The organism is Limimaricola hongkongensis DSM 17492 (assembly GCF_000600975.2).
Lineage (GTDB): Bacteria > Pseudomonadota > Alphaproteobacteria > Rhodobacterales > Rhodobacteraceae > Limimaricola > Limimaricola hongkongensis.
This window is the reverse complement of the sequence record NZ_KK088653.1, coordinates 360,470-379,327: the sequence shown is the minus strand read 5'-3', so window position 1 is coordinate 379,327 and position 18,858 is coordinate 360,470. Positions and strand designations below refer to the sequence as shown.

Genomic DNA, 18,858 nt, shown 5'->3' with positions numbered 1-18,858 from the left:
GTCGGCCTGATGGCACAACAGCGACAGCACGGCACCACATCGGCAATGCTGCGCGAGATGGTGAGGCTATCGTAGTGGGAAGTGGTCGAATGGATCATGTATCATTCGCTTTCGGTCCGGAGGGGCCTGCTTGGGGCCGCGCTCCTGAAATCTAGTGAATGACCCGTTTTCAGCCGCGGCGCCGGGCCAGCGGTGCAGGAAACAGGGTGGCATATAAGTTGCGCCTCCAGGTCATCCATCAAGGGGGCCGGTGGCGTCATACGGGGCTCAGGCAATGCGCAGGAATCCCGCAGGAATGCGACGGCACCCGGCGCCACGAATGACAGCGCGAGATGTCGCGGCGAGGGGGTCACGAGGCAGCGGGTTTCGCGGGGCGTTCATCCCATTCGAGACGCGCCGACCATGTCGGGAAGGTCGAGGCCCCAACCCGCGTCAGAACCCAGCATCTTGCTAAACCGAGAGAATGGTGCCCGGGGGCGGAATCGAACCACCGACACGAGGATTTTCAATCCATTAGGCTCAGGTCGTCACATGGCGCAGCATGTGCATTTACGTAGCCAAATCGTTGCAAAAGATGTCAGCAGAGCTCTTACAGGTTCCAGGAGATGGTCATCCGGCTATATTTCAAGAATCTGTCTAGGACAGTTATTCTGCTAAAATTCCAATGTGGTATAGATCCTACCTGTGATGACCCGTTCGCTCGACAGCTTCCCCCTGCGCCCAACCCGAGTGCATGACGCCTCCGGCCCCGATGCGACCGGCTTCGCTGTCGCAGCCTGCGCGCAGGCCGGTGGCGATGTGCTATGGGTGCATGAGCGCTGGCATGCCTCCGCAATCAACCCCGCCGGGCTGAGCCGGTTCTTCGATCCCGCAAACCTGCTCTGCGCCGTCGCCGACGATCCGGCCGATCTTCTCGCCGTCGCCGAGGAGGCGCTGCGCGACGGGGCGGTGTCGCTGGTGGTGATCGAGATCAGCCGGCCGCTCGATCTGCGGCTGGGACGGCGGCTGCAACTCGCGGCCAAGGCGGGCGGGTCGACGGGGCTGTGCCTGACGCCGGAGGGCGGCGGCAGTCTCGCCGCCGAGACGCGCTGGCATGTCGCGCCGCTGCATGATGCGCAAAGCGCCAACTCGACTTTGATGCGCTGGACTCTTATTAAGAACAAATCAGGAACAGAAGGGGCCTGGAATGTTCGGTGGGATCACGCGGCGCGTCGTCTCGATGTGGTATCCCCGGTTGGCGAGCGACCGGGTTCTGCGGGCGTGCCCGGTTGAGGCGCCCTTCGCGCTGACGCTCAAGACCGACAACACCGAGCGGGTCTATTGCCTGAACGCGCGGGCCGAGGCGGCGGGGCTGCGGCGCGGCATGCGGTTCACCGAGGCGCGCGGCTTTTGCGCCGATCTGCAAAGCGCCCCGGCGCGCCCCGATCTGGACGCGCGGTTCCTGACGGCGCTGCGCCGCTGGGCCACGCGCTATGCGCCTTGGGTCGGCCCCGAGGGGCGCGACGGGCTGGTGCTCGACGTGACCGGTGCGGCGCATCTGTGGGGCGGCGAGGCGGAGATGCTCGACGACATGCGCGACCGGCTCGACCGGGCCGGGCTGTCGGTGCGGCTGGGTTTGGGCGACACGCGTGGCGCAGCTTGGGCATTGGCGCATCATGGCGAAGGCATCGCCCCGCCCGGCGCGGCGCTGGAGGCCATCGGGCCGCTGCCGGTCGCGGCGCTGCGGCTCGACGAGGACATGGTCACCCGTCTGCAGCGGCTCGGGCTGCGCCGCGTCCGCGATCTGGCCGAGACGGCGCGCCCGCCGCTGGCGCGGCGCTTCGGCCCCGGCCTGCTTTTGCGGCTCGACCAGGCGCTCGGCGATCAGCCGGAGGCGATCGAGCCCGAGCCCGACCCGCCGAGCTATGCCGTGAGCCTGAGCCTGCCCGATCCGATCGGGTTGACCGCGGACGTGATGGCCGGGGTCGAGCGCCTGCTCGACCGGCTCTGCGCGCGGCTCGCGGCGCAGGAGGCGGGGGCGCGGGCGCTGCAGCTGTCGCTGCGCCGGGTCGATCGCGGCGCCGAGCAGGTCACGCTGCGTCTCGCGCGGGCCATGCGCGATCCCGCCCGCATCCTGCCGCTGTTCGAGCGCGGCGTCGCGGGTGTCGATGCGGGGTTCGGCATCGACCGGATGCGGCTCGAGGCGGTGCAGGTGGAGAAGCTGCCGGTGCAGCAGCTCGGCACCGCCACGGCGGGGCGCGACACGGCGCGGCTCGACGACCTGATCACCCGGATCGGCGCCCGGATCGGGATCGAGAACGTGCAACGCTTCGTGCCGGTCGATAGTCACATCCCCGAGCGCAGCTTTCGCCGCGTGCCCGCCGCCGGCAGCGCGCCGTGCAGCGGCGGCTGGTCCGGCCATCCACCCCGCCCGCTGCGCCTGTTTTCGCCCGAGCCGATCCCCGGCACCGGCCCGCGTCCGCCGGACCGGCTGCGCTGGCGGCGCATGACGCTCGACGTGGCCCGCGCCATCGGGCCGGAGCGCATCGCGCCGGAATGGTGGCACGAGGACGCGGCGTGGCGTTCGGGCCTGCGCGATTACTGGCGCATCGAGACCCGGCAGGGGCGCAGGCTCTGGCTGTTCTACACGCCGCAGCAGCCGGGCTGGTTCGTGCATGGAGAATTCGCATGACATCCGCACCCCAGCCCGCCGGTTATGCCGAGCTTGGCGTCACCTCCAACTTCACCTTTCTCACCGGCGCGTCGCATCCCGAGGAGCTGGTGCTGCGCGCCGCCGAGCTGGGACTCTCGGCCATCGCCATCACCGATCGCAATTCGCTCGCCGGGGTGGTGCGCGCCTATTCCGCGCTCAAGGAGCTGCGGCGCGAGGTCGAGGAGGGCCTGCGCATTCGCTCGCAGCACCGCACCGACGCCTCCTCGCGCCAGCCGATAGGCGCGCCCGCCGCCCTGCCGCGCCCGGTCACCGGCACCTTGCCCCGGCTGATCGTCGGCGCGCGTCTCGTGCTGCGCGACAGCGACACCGACTGGATCGCGCTGCCCATCGACCGCGCCGCCTATGAGCGGCTGAGCCGCCTCCTGACGCTCGGCAAGCGCCGCGCCCGCAAGGGCGAATGCCATCTCGATCTCGAGGATCTGGCCGAGGGCTGCGAGAGCATGATCCTGATCGCGCTCCCCCCCGCCGATCTTGGTCGCGCCATGGCGCCGATGCGGCGGCTGCAACGCCGGTTTCCACGCCACGTCTTTCTGGGCGCCGTGCCGCGCTATGACGGCTCGGATCAGGACTGGTTCGACGCCTGCGCGCGGCTGGCTCTGGCCACGGGCGCGCCGATGGTCGCGGTGGGCGACGTGCTGATGCACACCGCCGCGCGGCGCCAGCTCGCCGATGTGCTGACCTGCCTGCGCGAGGGCTGCGTCATCGACGCCATCGGCACCCGTGCCCTGCCCAATGCCGAGCGCCGGCTCAAGGGCGCGCCCGACATGGCACGGTTGTTTCGCAATCACCCCGCCGCGATCCGCCGCACGCTGGAAATCGCGGGGCGCTGCAGTTTCTGCCTGTCGGAGCTGAGTTACGAGTATCCCGACGAGGTCGCGGAGGGCGAGCCGTCGCAGAACCGGCTGGCGCGGCTGGCGCAGGAAGGCTTGGCCCGGCGCTGCCCCGATGGCGTCCCGGCGCGCTACCACGCCATGGCGGATCGCGAGCTGCGGCTCGTGGGCGAGCTGGGCTTCGCCGCCTATTTCCTGACGGTGCATGACATCGTGGCCTATGCCCGCTCCATCGGCATCCTGTGCCAGGGGCGCGGCTCGGCGGCCAATTCGATCCTGTGCTGGGCGCTCGGCATCACCGATGTCAGCCCCGACCTGATCGGCATGGTGTTCGAGCGCTTCGTCTCTCGCCATCGCGGCGAGCCGCCCGATATCGATGTCGATTTCGAACATGAGCGGCGCGAGGAGGTGATCCAGTGGATCTATACCCGCTATGGCCGTCACCGCGCCGGGCTTTGCGCCACGGTGATCCACTTCCGCTCGCGCGCCGCGATCCGCGAGGTCGGCAAGGTGATGGGGCTGAGCCAGGACCTGACCGCCGGGCTGTCCTCGCAGATCTGGGGCCTGTCGAATGGCGGCGCCGACCCCGAGCGCCTGCGCGAGCTGGGCCTCGACCCCGAGGACCGGCGGCTGGCCCAGACGGTGCGGCTGATCGGCGAGATCATCGGCTTTCCGCGTCACCTGTCGCAGCACACCGGCGGCTTCGTCATCACCCGCGGCCGTCTCGACGCGCTCTGCCCGATCGAGAATGCCGCGATGGAGGCACGCACCACCATCGAATGGGACAAGGACGACATCGACGCGCTCGGCATTCTCAAGGTCGACATCCTCGCGCTCGGCATGCTGACCTGCATCCGCAAGGCCTTCGACCTGATGGAGCGGCACGAGGGGCACCGCCCGCGGCTCGACAGCGTCCCGTCCGAGGACCGCGCCACCTTCGACATGCTGTGCCGCGCCGATGCGGTCGGCGTGTTCCAGGTCGAGAGCCGGGCGCAGATGAACTCCTTGCCCCGGATGCGGCCGCAGGCCTTCTACGATCTGGTCATACAGGTCGCCATCGTTCGCCCCGGCCCGATCCAGGGCGGCATGGTGCAGCCCTATATCCGCCGCCGGCAGGGGATCGAGAGGGTGAGCTTTCCTTCAAAGGCGCTGGAGGGCGTGCTCGGCAAGACGCTCGGCGTGCCGCTGTTTCAGGAACAGGCGATGCAGATCGCCGTGGTCGCGGCGGGCTTCACGCCCGAAGAGGCCGACCGTCTGCGCCGCGCACTGGCCGCCTTCCGCCGCATGGGCACGATCGGTGCCTTTCGCGAGAAGTTCGTCTCCGGCATGCTGGCCAATGGCTACGCGCCCGATTTCGCCGCGCGCTGCTTTGCGCAGATCGAGGGCTTTGCCGATTACGGCTTTCCCGAGAGCCACGCCGCCGCCTTCGCGCTGCTCACCTATGTTTCTTCATGGCTGAAATGCCACCACCCGGCGATCTTCACCTGCGCGCTGCTGAACGCGCAGCCGATGGGCTTCTACGCCCCCGCCCAGATCGTGCGCGATGCGCGCGAGCACGGGGTCGAGATCCGGCCCGTCTGCGTCAATGCCAGCGCGTGGGACAACACGCTGGAGCGGCGCACCGACGGGCAGCTGGCGCTGCGCCTCGGGTTTCGCCAGATCCGCGGCTTTCGTCAGGACGACGCGGCCCGCATCGCGGCGGCGCGCCGCAACGGCTATCCTGACCCCGAAAGCCTGTGGCTGCGCACCGCGCTCGCCTCCGCCGCGCTGGAGCGGCTCGCCGAGGCCGACGCCTTCGCCGCGATGGGTCTGACCCGGCGCGACGCGCTGTGGCAGGTGCGCGGCCTGCGCGCGCCCGCGCCGCTGCCGCTCTTTGCCGACCCGCTCGACGGCGAGGGGCTGGCCGAGCCGCAGGTCGACCTGCCGCCGATGCATCTGGGCGAGGAGGTGGTCGAGGATTACGTCTCGATGCGGCTCAGCCTGCGCGCGCATCCGATGGAGCTTCTGCGCCCCGGCCTGCCCGGCCTCACCCCGCATGCCGATCTTGCCACGACCCGGCTGCATCGCCTCACCGTCTGCGGCGTCGTCATCACCCGCCAGCGCCCCGGCACCGCCTCGGGCGTGGTGTTCCTGACGCTCGAGGACGAGACCGGCATTTCGAACGTGGTGGTCTGGCCCAAGACCTACGACCGCTTCCGCCACGCGGTGATGGGCGGGCGGCTGTTGCGCGTCACCGGGTATTTGCAGCGCGAGGGCATCGTCGTGCATCTGATCGCCGAGCAGATCGAGGACCTCTCCCCACGCCTCTCCGATCTGGGTCACCCCTTGGGCGAGATGATCGGCATCACCCAGCCGCAGGCCGACGACACGCCCCGACCCGCGCGGCATGCCCCCCGCATCCACCACCCGCGCGATCAGGCGAAGCAGCTGTTTCCGAGCCGGGATTTTCACTAAAGCATTACCAGGCATCTCGGTCGAAAACATCTGGTGTCGGTTTCAACTACAGGCACGACCAGCTTCGCGGCCTTGAGCCACTGCTATAAGGCTTCGACCTGAAGGCCGCGCATGGCGATCGCGCCGTCAACGAAAGCGCCTTCTTCGGCGGTCAACACGCGGTGCCGCGGATAGAGTGGCGTGGCACGATCATTCACGATGCCGACCCCCCAGCCGTCCGTCGTCTCGAAGAAGCGCTGCGCCCCGGCCTCGCCGAACTCATGCAAGAAGCCTTGCACCACGACATCGAGGTAGCTCAGCAAGATTGGCATGCGCTCCTTCATAGGCCAGCGGCCCGGCACGACTGAGTAGATCGCCACCTCGACTGGGTCAGCAACAGCGTGGTCGACATCGTCACAGGCGCGCACACGGGCATAGCCTGCTTCACGGGCGTCGAGCGCAGCCCAGTTGCCACCCGGCACATGCGCCATCAGGCCATCGATCGTGGTCGCCGCGTCGCGCACCACGCTCAGAAAGGCATGGTCGCGGTGCCCAGTCAGGCACCATGTCCGGCGCCAGCCTCGCGCCTGGGCCGGGTGGGCCTCGACGAAGTCATGCGTGCTGCGGTTCACGAGGCTGCCATAGCCGAAGAAGTGCGGGCGTGGAGTCATCTCTCACCCATAGGGTGCAAGGCCATTCGGCCGCAAGCTTCTCACGCCGCCATCAAGTCGCGCTCCATCTTTTCGAACAGGGCGACGTCGTTATCGGCGCTTTCGAAGAGATGCCCGTAGGTGTCCATCGTCATGGTGATCGAGGCGTGGCCGATGATCGTCTGGATCTTCTTGGGGTTCCAGCCCTGCTCGATGAACAGCGACGCGGCCGCGTGGCGTAGCGAGTGGAAGCCGAAGCGCGGCCTGCCTGCCTCATCGACAAGGCCGAGTTCGCGCATCATCGGCCGGTAGACGCGGTTGTTGATGTTCGAGTAGCTCTGCACGTTGCCTTTCGAGTTTGGGAAGACCAGACTCAGCTCGCCTTCGACAACCTCGTTGCGCCACGCCAGCAGCGCGTCATGCACCATCGGCGCCATCGGGATCTCGCGTCGCCCTGCCCTGCTCTTCGGCGCGCCGATCTGCTGGAACTCGTCGGCGCGCTGGGTGATGCAGATCACCCGCCGATCGAAGTCAACGCCTGTCCAACTCAGCCCGCGCAACTCCGAGATCCGCATGCCGGTGAAGATGGCGGTGATCAGCATGACGCGGTGCGAGGCCGGGGCCTTGTCGATGATCAGCCGGATCTCGTCCTTGGTCGGGATCACCTTGCCATCACCGGCCACACGCGACTGACGCTTGAGCTTCACGTCGGTGGCGACGTTGTGCTCCATCCACTCGCGCTCCATCGCCTCGGAGAGGATCGAGCGCAGGCTGATCATCACCTTCTTAACCTGCGCGCGCGACACGCCCGCATCGAGCAGGTCATGCATGAAGTCGCGCACCTGGCTGCGCGACAGATCGCACAGGTAGAGATCACCAATCTTCGGGACGATGTGAATGTTGGCATGACTGCGGTACGCCTTGAGCGTGGCGCGCTCCAATTGGTTGCGTTCGCAGGTCTTGAGCCAGCTCAGGCAGGCGTCATTGACGGTCTTGGGGGCGGTCGGCATGGGCCAGATCTTTCGTTGCTGCATCTGACGCCATTATACGAGACGTGGAGAGGCCCGTCGGGCCTAAACCCATGCTCCTAAGGGGTTTTTTCGCGCAGCATAACGGGCTCAAATTCCGTTTTTTCGATTCGAGATGACTGAACCCCGCAGCATCCCCTCAGCACCCCCATGTGGGATCGACCATTCGCGACGGTTGACGAGACAGATTCATGCACTTACCGAAAATACGTAAATGCACGGAGCTACACATGCCGTTCGCCTACATCTTGCTGACATATGGCCCCCGGCATGGCATCGAGCTCAGCAGCCATCCAGCCGCGCAAGTCCAAGGCCGCCACATCAGGGCATTCCCACCAAAAGGCACGCAGCTGATATGGTGCTCAGACTATGCACGCCGTGCTCGTGGCCTCGAGGATCTCCCTGTGCTCAAGCGCACGCTAGAGCACCTAGGTTCGCCCGGCATGCCCACATCACTGCTCGTGTCGGACCTTTCGCTGCTGTTCAAGCATGCGACGCCCGAGGGCCGCCTCACTCTGGCAGATGCCCTCCATGAGCATGCCGAACGGATCATCGATGTGAGCCGTCAGGCATTACTGTCCGCGATGCCGCCCGCCATGGTCCGCGCTATCATCCAACACGGCGCACTGCGCGATACCCAGAGCAACCCTGTCCCGCGGCGCTCACGGCCTCACCTGGCCACGTCCGATCACACAGCAGAAGCGGCCGCAGCTTCTCGACGTGCCCGCAGCGCGCAGGCCGACGGCAAGGCGCGAGAACTGCAGGAGCTGCGCGCCAAGATCGCGGCGACCAATGGCATCGCACCCAACCACACCGCCTTGGCGAGCGAAGCAAACCGTCGCGGCCTGCTCACCACGCGCAACAAGCCTTGGACGGCCTCGACCGTCGGCCGAACTTTGCGGCGCCTTCAGGGCGCGCCATAGGTGCGCGTCCCGCCTCGGCGGCTACCCAAACCCACATTTCGGCACCATCGCCACCTATGGCGCGCTTTGGCGACCTACGAGGCATATGGGAGTGGGTAACGCCACGGTTCTAGCGACAGCTGACCATATGCGCCACGCCAGACAGCCGATTGCGGCCAGTTCGCGCGCCGCCCCGTACACCTTCAGACCTGATCACGTTCGAATACCACACTTGGCCCGACCCCGCGCGAGCGTTAGGGGTTCACCCACGCGACAGCGCAGCGAACATCGGGTGCGGTTGGCAAGGTCAGGATGTCAGACATGCAGACGCCTACCCCGGTTCACCACATTGCGGCCGAACGCCATGCCGAGCTCGTAGATCGGCTCTGCGAGTTACCAAATGGACCAGATCGCCGCGAAAGTATCGCAAAGCTGCTGGCCGAATTCGGCGGCCTATACCCCGCGCCGCCGCAAGAGGTCAGTCACGATGGCAACGATCAGCACCAAGCACCAAGTAGGCAATTTCACCGAGACAGAAGAGCTGATCCTGCACCTATTAGACGGTGCCCGAAGACATCAGCGACTTGGGCCGGCGATAGGACAGCCATCAAAGCAAATGCAGATAAGCGTGAGGGAGCGCCGTAGGTGCGCCTCCCGGCCCCGCGGCCACTCCAGCTCATATTTTGGCACCATCGCGCCCTATGCCGCTCTCTCGCGCCCTCTGCGCATCTTCGGCCAGCCGCCGACTTGGTGGTAGCGTCCTGACCGCAATAGCCAAAGATACTTTGTTGCGGGGCCTCCCGTTTTCAGCTTCGACCGGGTGGCCCCTCAACTATCGGTACAAGCACCGTCCTTCCTTCGCATTGCGACTTACTTACGCTACGTAAAATCGCCGGCCAACTGTGAAATCATCAACAGTCGACGTGGCAACATGGAGTACGATGAACTACGCGAATGCCCTTTGCCTGTATGTACTGAACCTTTTGCCTGTAAGAATTCGCGCTACTCGGCCGGGGTCCGCCCCGGCCGTTTCTTCGTCCAACGGCATCTCTCTTGAGCGAGAGCAGCTCGGTCGAAAGTCATTTCCCACTTTTCCATAGGAAGACTTACTGCCGACAAGTATTGACCTCATGCAAATCAAGTAATCTATGAAACTATACTTAAGAATTAGTGCAAAAGACCCATTTGTCCGCAACCATTGCGGGCGATGCAGGACGAGGGCAGCCAGGCGAAACGCGGGGGACATCGCGCAGCCTGGTACTTCGATGAAGACAGTCGGCATGAAGGCCTCAGGCGGGCTGCGTCTGCAAGTGGCACTTAGAGCCGCAGGCTAGCAGGCACGGCGCTCCAAATAACCGAGCGCGCCAAGAGCCGTCTAGCCTGCCGACCGCCAGCTGGGAGCTCGCGAAAGAGCGCCATTGGGGGCGCGCCTTGGCTTGATGGCCGCTCTCGATCGTATCGCGACCTACGCGGCGCTCACGCACCTCTAGACTTACTCCGCGCGCCTTTGTCGGGGCTGAAATCGTGCCAAGCAGATCAAAACCCGCCGGATCGGAGGCCAAGCCGGGACGACCGATGGTGGGCCTAGCTGCTCGGCGCCATCAGCACATGCATCGGATCGGCAAGGTGGTCATCAAGCCCGGGCATGGATAAGGGGAATGCGGATCAAACGATGGTCTCGCCACCAGACACTTTCCCAGCTCTCTCCCCATCACCGCGAGGCGCCACTCGGCGTTGTTGCAGAACTCCCCGCCTGACGGTTCACACAGCGGATCAGCCGCTTAGGTGGGCGGCATGACGAAGCCCATGCCTGCCCGCTACCGCACGACGAACTGGTCCGCTTACAACGCCGCGCTGCGAAAGCGAGGCTCCCTGCTGATCTGGCTGGATCGGGAGATGACGTGGCTCGCGCCGCATGAGGGACGGCCGGGACGTCCGCCGGTCTTCTCCGATGGAGCCATCCAGTTCTGCTTGTCGATCAAGATTCTGTTCAAGCTGCCGCTGAGGCAGACGGCCGGGATGGTGGCCAGCCTGTTGCGGATGGCGGGTCTGGACTGGCCGGTGCCGGACTACTCGACGCTGTGCCGGAGGCAGAAGACCCTAGCCGTCCAAGTCCCGTATCGGCGGGCCGGCGGCCCGCTCAACCTGCTCGTCGACAGCACCGGGGTCAAATTCCTGGGCGATGGCGAATGGCAGGCCCGCAAGCATGGGCCGCAGGGCCGTCGCCAGTGGCGGAAGATCCATTTGGCGATGGACCCGGCCACGTCTGATATCCGCGCCGTGGAGTTCACACCCAGCCGCGACGGCGATAGCCCGGTCCTTCCAGACCTGCTCGACCAGATCCCCGACGATGAGCCAATCGCCACCGTGACCGCCGATGGCGCCTACGACACGCGTCGCTGCCACATCGCGATCATCGAACGCCAGGCAACGGCGATCATCCCGGTCCGCAAGAATGGACGACCCTGGAAAGAGGATGGGCCGGCAGCTGCCGCCCGCAACGACATCCTCCGGGCCACACGACACTTTGGTCGAGCGTTCTGGAAACGCTGGGCCGGCTACCATGTCCGAAGCCGCGTCGAGGCCAAGATGCGATGCCTCAAGGCGTTCGGGGAGCGCATCGCCGCAAGAGACCCCGAACGCCAGACCGCCGAAGTCCACATCCGCATCGCCCTCATGAACCGCTTCTCAGCCCTCGGCACTGCCAAGATCGTTCGCGTGGGATGACCTCATTGGGGAAAAGGGCAAATACGACTTAAGCCCGAGTTCTGCAACAACGCCGCGCCACTCTATCCAAGATCAAAATGGCTCTGAGCGTTGTATAGAGCGCCATCTTGTCATCACCAGCCCCGCGGCCTAGAAACCCGAGTTGGCGCCCTCCGTCGCGTTCTGAGCTTCTCTGACCTACCTGCGCCACCTTTCCCGCTTGAGGGTCTCTAGCACGGCGATCGCCTGGCACCGAACAGGCGAGCGACTTCAGGCAGGCACCCCCGAGGCATAAGAGCAGGATTGTCGGGTCAAAGCTCAACATTCAATGCTCCGGCGGACTTTGTCGCCCTTCCACGTTTACACCGCCCGTGGGTTTATCAGCGCGACGCCTCCGATCGCACAGGGCACCTTGGCCTCACCTGCGATGACTTTTGGATGCAATCAGCGCCATGCGTGGACTTCGCCTGGAAGTTCGATTGCATGGGCAATCTCATGAACACTCTCTAGCAGCCCGGCTTCCTCCGCCACCCAAGCCAGATCGCGGACATCGACGAACTGAACATGCTGCAGTGCCTTTGCGCACCGCCAAACAGGCGGGGCTTCAACAAGTGCGAAGACAGGGACTGGCTCAGCCGCGTCTGTCGGGGGGCCAAAATGACCATAGAATTCATGTAGGGCGATCTGGCGGATCTCCAACGGCGGCGTATTTCGATCAAGAAAAGCGATCACCTCCCGCCCCTTTCGGCAGTCCTGATGTGCCGCGAAGATCCCTCGGACTGCCTCGGGAATGGCAACGGTCAGATCCAGTTCCAAGAGCAGATGCAGATGGCGGGCGATCCAGAGGCTGTGAAGCGGGGCTGCATCGAGCACTATGAGCGAGCTGTGCCGCCCAGCGCCATCTTCGACAGCTGCAAGCAACGCGTCTCTAGTGGCGGCCTCGTCCATCACAAGCCCTCCCGACAACCTCTCGCTCTTGGAGACGATAGCACATCCAAGGCAAGCTGGAGAGCGCGACAAGAATGTATTGGTGGGGCCACCAAGCCCGGCCATATCCAGCCAACTCTGGCATCGTGGCCACTGTCCAAAGCACGGTCACAGCCCGGCTGACTAACACAAGGCATCACGGCGACGTCGAACGCCGCCAACACCAAGGAGATGCCCATGACCACCAGCCCCACCGCCGCTTTCCTGAAGCTCGCCATCGCCAACAGCGAGCTGACCCAGCGCGAGATCGCCCAGCAGGCCGGGTTGCCCAAGCCGAACGTGCTGTCGATGATGAAGACCGGCGAGACCAAGGTGCCGCTGAACCGCATCCCGGCGCTGGCTAAGGCCTGCGGGGTCGATGCCGCCAGCTTCATTCGCATCGCCATGACCGAGTACCACTCTGAGATCTGGCACATGCTGGAGACGGAGTTCGGGGCCAACCTGACCGAGGATGAAGAGAAGCTTGTCGAAGGGTGGCGCTACCTCACGGGGCATGCGAGCACCAAAGCCCCTTTCCGCCCTCAGAAGCGGTCGCTTGCCTCGATCATCGTTGAGCTATCCAAGCTTGCCGATCACTTCCAGATTGAAGAGGAGAAGCAGGATGACTTGGATCGGCTGCTAGACGACATCTGAGCCAGAAATGGCGGCATTGGGCCTTTGTGATCTGCATACCCCGCCTTCGGCGGGGGCGCCCTTCGGGCGCGTGCCGACTTCGTCGGCGGATAAGACAGAAGAAGTAGAAGGTAGATAGCTATGCCGCGATGTCACGGCGACTTTGCCTTTCCCCATAGCCTCAAATTGCTGCCTGGAAATCCAAGCCGCATGATCGAGACCAGAACCGATCAGTTGCTGTCACGCTAAGGCGTCACCTAGGCGTACATGCTGTCGATCAGAGTTTCAGCATTTGCCGCGAGTGAACGAAGTTCTCGAAGCTAATGCCAGATGCTGCCGCCTTGGTGACATAGGCATTCACGCCGACGTCTTCAACGCGCTGGATATCAATTGTTCCGCTGGGCATCAGGATCCTCCATGCGCGAGTGGCAGCAGGAGAGAATGAACGTTTGGCGACGATGTTTTCGCGGGCGAGCTGCTCCTCAGTCAGTTCCAGCACGAGGTGCCAATGCGGATTTGACCTTGGCTTTTCGAGGAAGGCCATCCACAGCACCCGCTCATGCGGCTTCCGCCTATATGCCGACCCCAGCATGCGACGATTGACCCGCTGATCCCAGTTTTTGAGGCGCTCGTGCATTTGGTCGATACTGACGGTCGGATCGTTGAAGGCCAGTGTCACGAAATGGGTCCATGGGACCCGGCCAACGAACTCGCGCAGGCCTTCTTTCTCCGCGTGATACGATCGTTCGTGGTAATCCAGCATGCCGCCTCCCTTCAACCATTGTCAGTTGGGCAGATGTGGCGGGCGCCTAGCCATTTCAATGTTTTGAGCAAAAGTCCCGCTACCAAAACCTGACAGCTCATCAGTGGCTCTAGACCCGCGCCCTGCCCCGAACGTGGCGAGGTGCAAGAACGCGAAGTCCTAGAAAAAGTAAGTTCGTATATCGAGGTGTTGCAGTCAGCCAAGTCCGATGAGGCAACCAACCTTATATCTCATGCGGGGCGAAGACCTTGATGCGCCCTAGCCCGCTGGTCTCTGAAGAGATGTTAGAAGCAGTCATTGGACGGCCCGCCTGATAGAAGCTACGACAGGCAAGTCGCGTATCGTATGGCGGGGCGGAACGCACTCGTTCCGCCCAGCATGTTTTATACGGGTTAGCCGACCTCAACCCATTCGCCGCTCTGACGCGCATAGGTGACATCGTCAAACTCGAGCCGCTCCATGCCAATGAGCACGTCGCGGTTGTCCTCAAATGTCACGATCACCTTCTTGCCGAAGATCACGCCGTAGTCCTCGAACGCACCGTCGAACTCGACCGTATCGCGGCCACCGCCGCCCACTAGCTTGTCGCTGCCTTTGTCGAAGATAAACGTATCGGTCCCACCGCCACCTTTTATCTTATCGTTACCGGCCCCACCTTCGAGTCGGTCGTTTCCGCCACCACCAATCAGCCTATCGTTCCCGTTACCGCCATCGAGGACATCGCGGCCGCTTCCGCCACTCAGCTTGTCGTTACCGGCTCCGCCTTCAAGCCGGTCGTTCCCACCACCACCAATCAGCCTGTCGTTCGCATTACCACCATCGAGGACATCGCGGCCGCTTCCACCAATCAGCTTATCGTTACCACCGCCGCCGTCCAGCATATCGTTGCCTTCGAAGCCTGACATAACGTCATCATAGTCTGATAGATAGAATTGATCATTGCCTGAAAGTGCGGAAGCCAACAGCCTCACATCATCAGCATTACTTGTTGTCAGTGACGCTTGGTAGACTTCTACCGCAGGGAGTGAAATTCCTTGTATAAACCATATGTCATCGTCGTCCCAAAAGTACTCTCCGATGCCAGTTATTGTACCGTCAATAATGTCGGAATAATAGTTAACCCCAATATTTCGGCCAGTTATAGCCAATCCAAAATCGAAATTGTTATAAGCGTCAAATCCGTTTATTATGTAAAGGTCTTCGTAGGTTGAGCCATAGAGGCTGCCGTATGAGTCATTATAGAAATAACTGTCCCACCAGTAGTCTTGATACCAGTTCAAATCAGGAAAATTTATATCTATACTATATTGTGCATATAGTTTAGCCATTTTAGCTTCACCCCCAACATTATAGCAGTGCAAATCAACTTAAGAGGTATGTGGGGCGGGTCAACTATCTTCTACGGTGAGCTGGCCTAGCTCTTGTTTGCTACGCGGTTACGGCCGTTCCAGTGAACTGATGCAGCGGATGCCCCTGGAGCCGGACGGCGTCTCGTATGCCATGACGGTTCTATAGAACCATGTGGAGGGTACACCGATGACGAAGACGAAGATCAGCATGCTGGCGATCGACCTCGCGAAGGGTAGCTGCCAAGCCTGCGCCGTTGGGTCAAACGGGGCGGTCCTCTCCAACCGGGCCATGTTGAGGACGCGGCTGGCGTCGCTGCTCGCCGAGCAGCCAGTGTGCATGGTGGCGATGGAAGCCTGCGCGACCTCGCATCACTGGGGGCGGATCGCGCGAGCGCATGGCCACGAGGTTCGGATCGTGCCGGCGGCTTACGTAAAGCCATTCGTAAAGCGGCAGAAGAACGATCGCGCTGACGCAGAGGCCATCGCGGAGGCGGCCATGCGCCCGACGATGCGGTTTGTGGCGGTGAAAAGCGCAGAGACGCAGGCTCGGGCGGTCGCGTTTCGCACCCACCAGTGTCTGGTCCGGCAGCGCACGCAGTTGATCAACGCGTTGCGGGGGCACTTGACGGAGTTCGGCCTCGTGGCGCCCAAGGGACCGGCGAGCCTGAAGCTGCTGGAGAACGCCCTCGACGACGAGACCACGGACCTGCCCGATCCGGTCCGCAAGATGGGGACGGTCTACCTTGAGCAGATCGCGAACCTCACGGAGGTGATCGAGCGGCTCGCGGCCGAACTGGAGGCGGCGACGAAGACCGATGAGAAGTTGCGCCGGCTGTGCACCATTCCTGGGATCGGGCCGGTGACCGCGGGCGCCGTCGCGGCCTTTGCGCCAGATCTCGACACCTTCGACACCGGGCGCAACTTCGCGGCCTAGCTGGGCCTCGTGCCGCGACAGAGATCGACAGGCGGGAAGACAAAGTTCGAATTGAATAGCCCCGTGTCTTGTGGACGCCTTCTTCGCTAATTTTGAGGCAAGGAGGCCATGATGAGCAGCAGCAAGTTCAGCGACGAGTTCAAGCGGGACGCGGTCGCGCAGATCACCGAGCGAGGCTACCCGGTCAGGGAGGTGTCGCAGCGGCTTGGGGTCAGCCCGTATGTAAGCGGTGTTTGAGCGGCACGTTGTAGCGCTTCGCCCGGCTTGCGAGGTGATACTCATCGCAAGGTGGGAGTGCGTTTTGCAATGGGAGCTACAACTGCGTTTCTCAGATCGCTCGGCGTCGAGGTCTTTGAGAGTGGGCATCGGCGGTGGCCGGATGCGGTGAAGGCCCAGGCGGTGGCGGAAACGCTGGAGCCGGGCGCGACAGTGAACGCTGTCGCCGCGCGTTACGGGGTGAAGCCGAACCAACTGTCGGCATGGCGATGCCTGGCCAAGCAGGGGAAGCTTGTCCTGCCCGCCGCCGAGATGCCGGATGAGCCGATGGCCTTCGCACCGCTCGTCCTGTGCGAGGCGGGGCCGCCGCAGCCATCGCAGCCCTCGGGTCAGTCCGCCGACAGGCTGCGCCTCGTCTTCGGCGATGTGACGATCGAACTCGCCGCCGACACCGGGGCGAAGCGCATTGCCGAGATCGTCCACGCGCTCGGGGCGTCATCGCGATGATGCCATCCCATACCGTCCGTATTCTGGTGGCCACGCAGCCTGTGGACTTCAGGAAGGGCCATGACGGCTTGGCTGCGCTGGTGCAGTCGGTCCTGAAGGAAGATCCGTTCACCGGCACCGTGTTCGTGTTTCGGGCGAAGCGGGCCGACCGATTGAAGATCCTGTTCTGGGACGGGAGCGGACTGGTGATGGCCTACAAGCGGCTGGAGGAAACCACCTTCACTTGGCCGGCGGTTCGGGACGGCGTGATGACGTTGAACCGGGTGCAGTTCGAGGCTCTTTTTTCCGGCTTGGACTGGCGGAAGGTCCGGGCACTGGAGGCGCGCCGACCCGCTGCCGCAGAGTGATGCGGCAGAAGAATTAAGGTGCAATTCCAGCGGCTTATAGTATGTTTTAAGCATGCCTTCCGCTATGGAAATAAACCTGTCGGCCATCCCCGAGGACCAGCGTGAAGCTGTCGCCGCGCTGCTGCGTGAGCGAGGTGAGCTGAAGGACGAAACGGCAAGCCTCAAGAGCGAAACGGCCGGTCTCAGGGAGATCATCAAGCGCCTCGAGCACCTGGTGGCCGAGTTCAACCATCTCATCCATGGCAAGCGGTCCGAGAAGCTCAGCGAAGATGAACGACAGTTGGCCTTTGAGGATCTTGAGGCAGCGGTCGCCGAAGCCAATGAGCAAAAGGAAGCGCAGGCGCCTTCCGATCCCCGGCCTCGAGGTGCGGCCAAACGCAATCGCGGTAACCTGCCCCGGGACCTGCCTCGCATCGAGCGCGTGATCGAGCCCGACAGCCTGCAATGTCCCTGCGGCTGTGGGCAGATGCACAAGATCGGCGAGGATCGCACCGAGCGGCTGGACATCGTGCCCGCCCAACTGCGGGTGATCGTCACGGTTCGCCCCAAATACGCCTGTCGTGCCTGCACCGATGGCGTGCGTCAGGCTTCGGCACCCGCCGCCCTGATCGAGGGCGGCCTGCCGACCGAGGGGGCCATCGCCCATGTGCTGGTCGGCAAATACGCGGACCACCTCCCGTTATACCGCCAGAGCCAGATCCTCGCCCGTTCCGGCATCGACATCCATCGCAGCACCTTGGCCGATTGGGTCGGCGTCGCGGCATTCAATCTGGGGCCGGTGGTGGACCGGCTGGCAGAACACCTGAAGACCTCGACCAAGCTGTTCATGGACGAAACCACGGCACCGGTGCTTGACCCCGGACGCGGCCGAACCAAGACCGGCTTCCTTTGGGCCCTGGCCCGGGATGATCGCGCCTGGAGCGGCGACGATCCACCCGGCGTGGTCTACTTCTACGCCCCAGGCCGGGGCGGGGAGAATGCAGAGACGTTCCTGGCCGGCTTCGACGGCATCCTGCAGGTCGATGGATACACAGGCTACAACCGCCTGGCCCGCCCTTCCCGCAAGGGCGGTGAGCCGATCCGCATGGCGTATTGCTGGGCACATGCCCGGCGCAAACTGAAGGAAGTGTTCGACCGCGACGGCTCGGAGATCGCGGCCGAAGGGCTGCGCCGCATTGCCGAGTTCTACAAGATCGAAACTGACATCCGCGGCATGGTGCCGGAGCTGCGGCTCTCGGCTCGGCAGGCGCGAACAGCACCGCTTGTCGCCGCCTTTGGCGAATGGCTGCAAGAGCAGCGCTTGCGCATCTCCGCCAAATCGCGCCTTGGCGAGAAGCTCGCCTACATCCACCGCCACTGGGACGGGCTACAGACCTTCCTTCATGACGGGCGCGTCGAGATCGACTCCAATTGCGTCGAAAACCTCATGCGTCCGATTGCTCTGAACAGAAAAAACGCGCTCTTTGCCGGCCATGATGAAGGTGGAAAGGCATGGGGCCGCATCGCCTCTCTTATCGAGACCGCGAAGATCAACGGCGTCGAGCCGTTCGCCTACCTCAAGGCAACACTCGAAGCCATCGCCGCCGGCCATCCGCAAGGCCGGATCGAAGAGCTCCTCCCTTGGAACTTCAACCCGTCAAGCTGATCCCGAGTGGGGCGCAGGAGCCGCTTACGCCCGTATTCGCTCTACGCTTGGAAGAAGAAGTTCGCGAAGAACTCTTCGGGCGAGGTGGAGAAGGACACCGAGATTCGGCGCCTGAAGAAGGAGCTGGCGCGGGTTTCGGAGGAGCGCGACATCCTAAAAAAGGGTCGCCATTGGGGCGCCATTGATGGAGTGGATGGCTCCCGCTCCCGGCATCGCAATGTGCCACATTGGGTGCT

General features: G+C 63.8%; 15 protein-coding genes and 2 pseudogenes. 12 read left to right on the top strand and 5 right to left on the bottom strand.

Going from position 1 to position 18,858, the window contains the following annotated elements; translation table 11 throughout:
• The first annotated feature begins 687 nt into the window (after positions 1-687).
• Genes LOKHON_RS12305 through LOKHON_RS12295 form a run of 3 tightly spaced genes read left to right on the top strand, consistent with a single transcriptional unit; the run spans position 688 to position 5,997 of the window.
• Positions 688-1,272 carry an ImuA family protein gene (locus tag LOKHON_RS12305; RefSeq protein WP_017926964.1) on the top strand — a complete coding sequence of 195 codons (585 nt, stop codon included), beginning with the start codon at positions 688-690 and terminating at the stop codon, positions 1,270-1,272.
• Positions 1,187-2,671: a Y-family DNA polymerase gene (locus tag LOKHON_RS12300; protein WP_017926963.1), complete on the top strand. Its 1,485-nt coding sequence runs from the start codon at positions 1,187-1,189 to the stop codon at positions 2,669-2,671. The genes LOKHON_RS12305 and LOKHON_RS12300 overlap by 86 nt, the downstream gene beginning before the upstream one ends.
• Positions 2,668-5,997: an error-prone DNA polymerase gene (locus tag LOKHON_RS12295; protein ID WP_017926962.1), complete on the top strand. Its 3,330-nt coding sequence runs from the start codon at positions 2,668-2,670 to the stop codon at positions 5,995-5,997. The genes LOKHON_RS12300 and LOKHON_RS12295 overlap by 4 nt, the downstream gene beginning before the upstream one ends.
• Positions 5,998-6,080: 83 nt before the next feature.
• Here the strand turns inward: LOKHON_RS12295 and LOKHON_RS12290 are convergent, their stop codons facing one another.
• Positions 6,081-6,647 carry a gamma-glutamylcyclotransferase family protein gene (locus LOKHON_RS12290; RefSeq protein WP_017926961.1) on the bottom strand — a complete coding sequence of 189 codons (567 nt, stop codon included), beginning with the start codon at positions 6,645-6,647 and terminating at the stop codon, positions 6,081-6,083.
• Between the two features lie 41 nt (positions 6,648-6,688).
• Complete coding sequence (locus LOKHON_RS12285) at positions 6,689-7,636, bottom strand: tyrosine-type recombinase/integrase (protein WP_017926960.1); 948 nt, start codon at positions 7,634-7,636, stop codon at positions 6,689-6,691.
• A 248-nt stretch (positions 7,637-7,884) separates the two neighbouring features.
• On the opposite strand from LOKHON_RS12285, the gene LOKHON_RS16210 reads away from it, so the two are divergent.
• Positions 7,885-8,577 (top strand): hypothetical protein, encoded by a 693-nt coding sequence (locus LOKHON_RS16210; RefSeq protein ID WP_162561801.1) that lies wholly within the window; start codon positions 7,885-7,887, stop codon positions 8,575-8,577.
• A gap of 1,773 nt (positions 8,578-10,350) precedes the next feature.
• Positions 10,351-11,283, top strand: coding sequence for an IS5 family transposase (locus LOKHON_RS12280; protein WP_026147292.1), 933 nt, complete (start codon positions 10,351-10,353; stop codon positions 11,281-11,283).
• A gap of 423 nt (positions 11,284-11,706) precedes the next feature.
• On the opposite strand, the gene LOKHON_RS12275 is transcribed toward LOKHON_RS12280, so the two are convergent.
• Complete coding sequence (locus tag LOKHON_RS12275; RefSeq protein ID WP_017926958.1) at positions 11,707-12,210, bottom strand: hypothetical protein; 504 nt, start codon at positions 12,208-12,210, stop codon at positions 11,707-11,709.
• Between the two features lie 216 nt (positions 12,211-12,426).
• Between LOKHON_RS12275 and LOKHON_RS12270 the strand changes: the two genes are divergently transcribed.
• Positions 12,427-12,882, top strand: a complete 456-nt coding sequence (locus tag LOKHON_RS12270; RefSeq protein WP_017926957.1) for a helix-turn-helix domain-containing protein — start codon at positions 12,427-12,429, stop codon at positions 12,880-12,882.
• A gap of 256 nt (positions 12,883-13,138) precedes the next feature.
• Here LOKHON_RS12270 and LOKHON_RS12265 read toward each other — a convergent pair whose 3' ends face one another.
• Together LOKHON_RS12265 and LOKHON_RS15740 are read right to left on the bottom strand one after the other, a co-directional pair.
• On the bottom strand, positions 13,139-13,624 hold the full coding sequence (locus LOKHON_RS12265) for a hypothetical protein (protein ID WP_017926956.1): 486 nt from the start codon (positions 13,622-13,624) through the stop codon (positions 13,139-13,141).
• Positions 13,625-14,016: 392 nt separating this feature from the next.
• Positions 14,017-14,952, bottom strand: a complete 936-nt coding sequence (locus LOKHON_RS15740) for a calcium-binding protein (RefSeq protein ID WP_081610529.1) — start codon at positions 14,950-14,952, stop codon at positions 14,017-14,019.
• A gap of 208 nt (positions 14,953-15,160) precedes the next feature.
• On the opposite strand from LOKHON_RS15740, the gene LOKHON_RS12255 reads away from it, so the two are divergent.
• The 6 genes and pseudogenes from LOKHON_RS12255 to LOKHON_RS15950 all read left to right on the top strand — a co-directional run.
• The gene (locus tag LOKHON_RS12255; RefSeq protein WP_017926954.1) at positions 15,161-15,907 is read left to right on the top strand and encodes an IS110 family RNA-guided transposase; all 747 of its coding nucleotides are present in this window, start codon (positions 15,161-15,163) and stop codon (positions 15,905-15,907) included.
• Positions 15,908-16,015: 108 nt separating this feature from the next.
• Positions 16,016-16,129 (top strand): annotated as a pseudogene (locus LOKHON_RS12250) (transposase); the annotation flags it as partial.
• Between the two features lie 177 nt (positions 16,130-16,306).
• Positions 16,307-16,630: a transposase gene (locus LOKHON_RS16690; RefSeq protein ID WP_425412393.1), complete on the top strand. Its 324-nt coding sequence runs from the start codon at positions 16,307-16,309 to the stop codon at positions 16,628-16,630.
• A 26-nt stretch (positions 16,631-16,656) separates the two neighbouring features.
• Positions 16,657-16,977 (top strand): IS66 family insertion sequence element accessory protein TnpB, encoded by a 321-nt coding sequence (gene tnpB / locus LOKHON_RS12240; RefSeq protein ID WP_211205662.1) that lies wholly within the window; start codon positions 16,657-16,659, stop codon positions 16,975-16,977.
• A 64-nt stretch (positions 16,978-17,041) separates the two neighbouring features.
• On the top strand, positions 17,042-18,622 hold the full coding sequence (gene tnpC, locus LOKHON_RS12235; RefSeq protein WP_110549166.1) for an IS66 family transposase: 1,581 nt from the start codon (positions 17,042-17,044) through the stop codon (positions 18,620-18,622).
• A gap of 24 nt (positions 18,623-18,646) precedes the next feature.
• Positions 18,647-18,796 (top strand): annotated as a pseudogene (locus LOKHON_RS15950) (IS3 family transposase); the annotation flags it as partial.
• Between the last annotated feature and the right edge of the window lie 62 nt (positions 18,797-18,858).

Coding starts and splice junctions, on each gene's coding strand:
- tnpC (WP_110549166.1), top strand. CDS start 17,042: ATGGAAATAAACCTGTCGGCCATCCCCGAGGACCAGCGTGAAGCTGTC.
- LOKHON_RS16210 (WP_162561801.1), top strand. CDS start 7,885: ATGCCGTTCGCCTACATCTTGCTGACATATGGCCCCCGGCATGGCATC.
- LOKHON_RS12295 (WP_017926962.1), top strand. CDS start 2,668: ATGACATCCGCACCCCAGCCCGCCGGTTATGCCGAGCTTGGCGTCACC.
- LOKHON_RS12305 (WP_017926964.1), top strand. CDS start 688: ATGACCCGTTCGCTCGACAGCTTCCCCCTGCGCCCAACCCGAGTGCAT.
- LOKHON_RS12290 (WP_017926961.1), bottom strand. CDS start 6,647: ATGACTCCACGCCCGCACTTCTTCGGCTATGGCAGCCTCGTGAACCGC.
- LOKHON_RS12280 (WP_026147292.1), top strand. CDS start 10,351: ATGACGAAGCCCATGCCTGCCCGCTACCGCACGACGAACTGGTCCGCT.
- LOKHON_RS12285 (WP_017926960.1), bottom strand. CDS start 7,636: ATGCCGACCGCCCCCAAGACCGTCAATGACGCCTGCCTGAGCTGGCTC.
- LOKHON_RS12300 (WP_017926963.1), top strand. CDS start 1,187: ATGTTCGGTGGGATCACGCGGCGCGTCGTCTCGATGTGGTATCCCCGG.
- LOKHON_RS12255 (WP_017926954.1), top strand. CDS start 15,161: ATGACGAAGACGAAGATCAGCATGCTGGCGATCGACCTCGCGAAGGGT.
- LOKHON_RS12265 (WP_017926956.1), bottom strand. CDS start 13,624: ATGCTGGATTACCACGAACGATCGTATCACGCGGAGAAAGAAGGCCTG.
- LOKHON_RS12275 (WP_017926958.1), bottom strand. CDS start 12,210: ATGGACGAGGCCGCCACTAGAGACGCGTTGCTTGCAGCTGTCGAAGAT.
- LOKHON_RS12270 (WP_017926957.1), top strand. CDS start 12,427: ATGACCACCAGCCCCACCGCCGCTTTCCTGAAGCTCGCCATCGCCAAC.
- LOKHON_RS15740 (WP_081610529.1), bottom strand. CDS start 14,952: ATGGCTAAACTATATGCACAATATAGTATAGATATAAATTTTCCTGAT.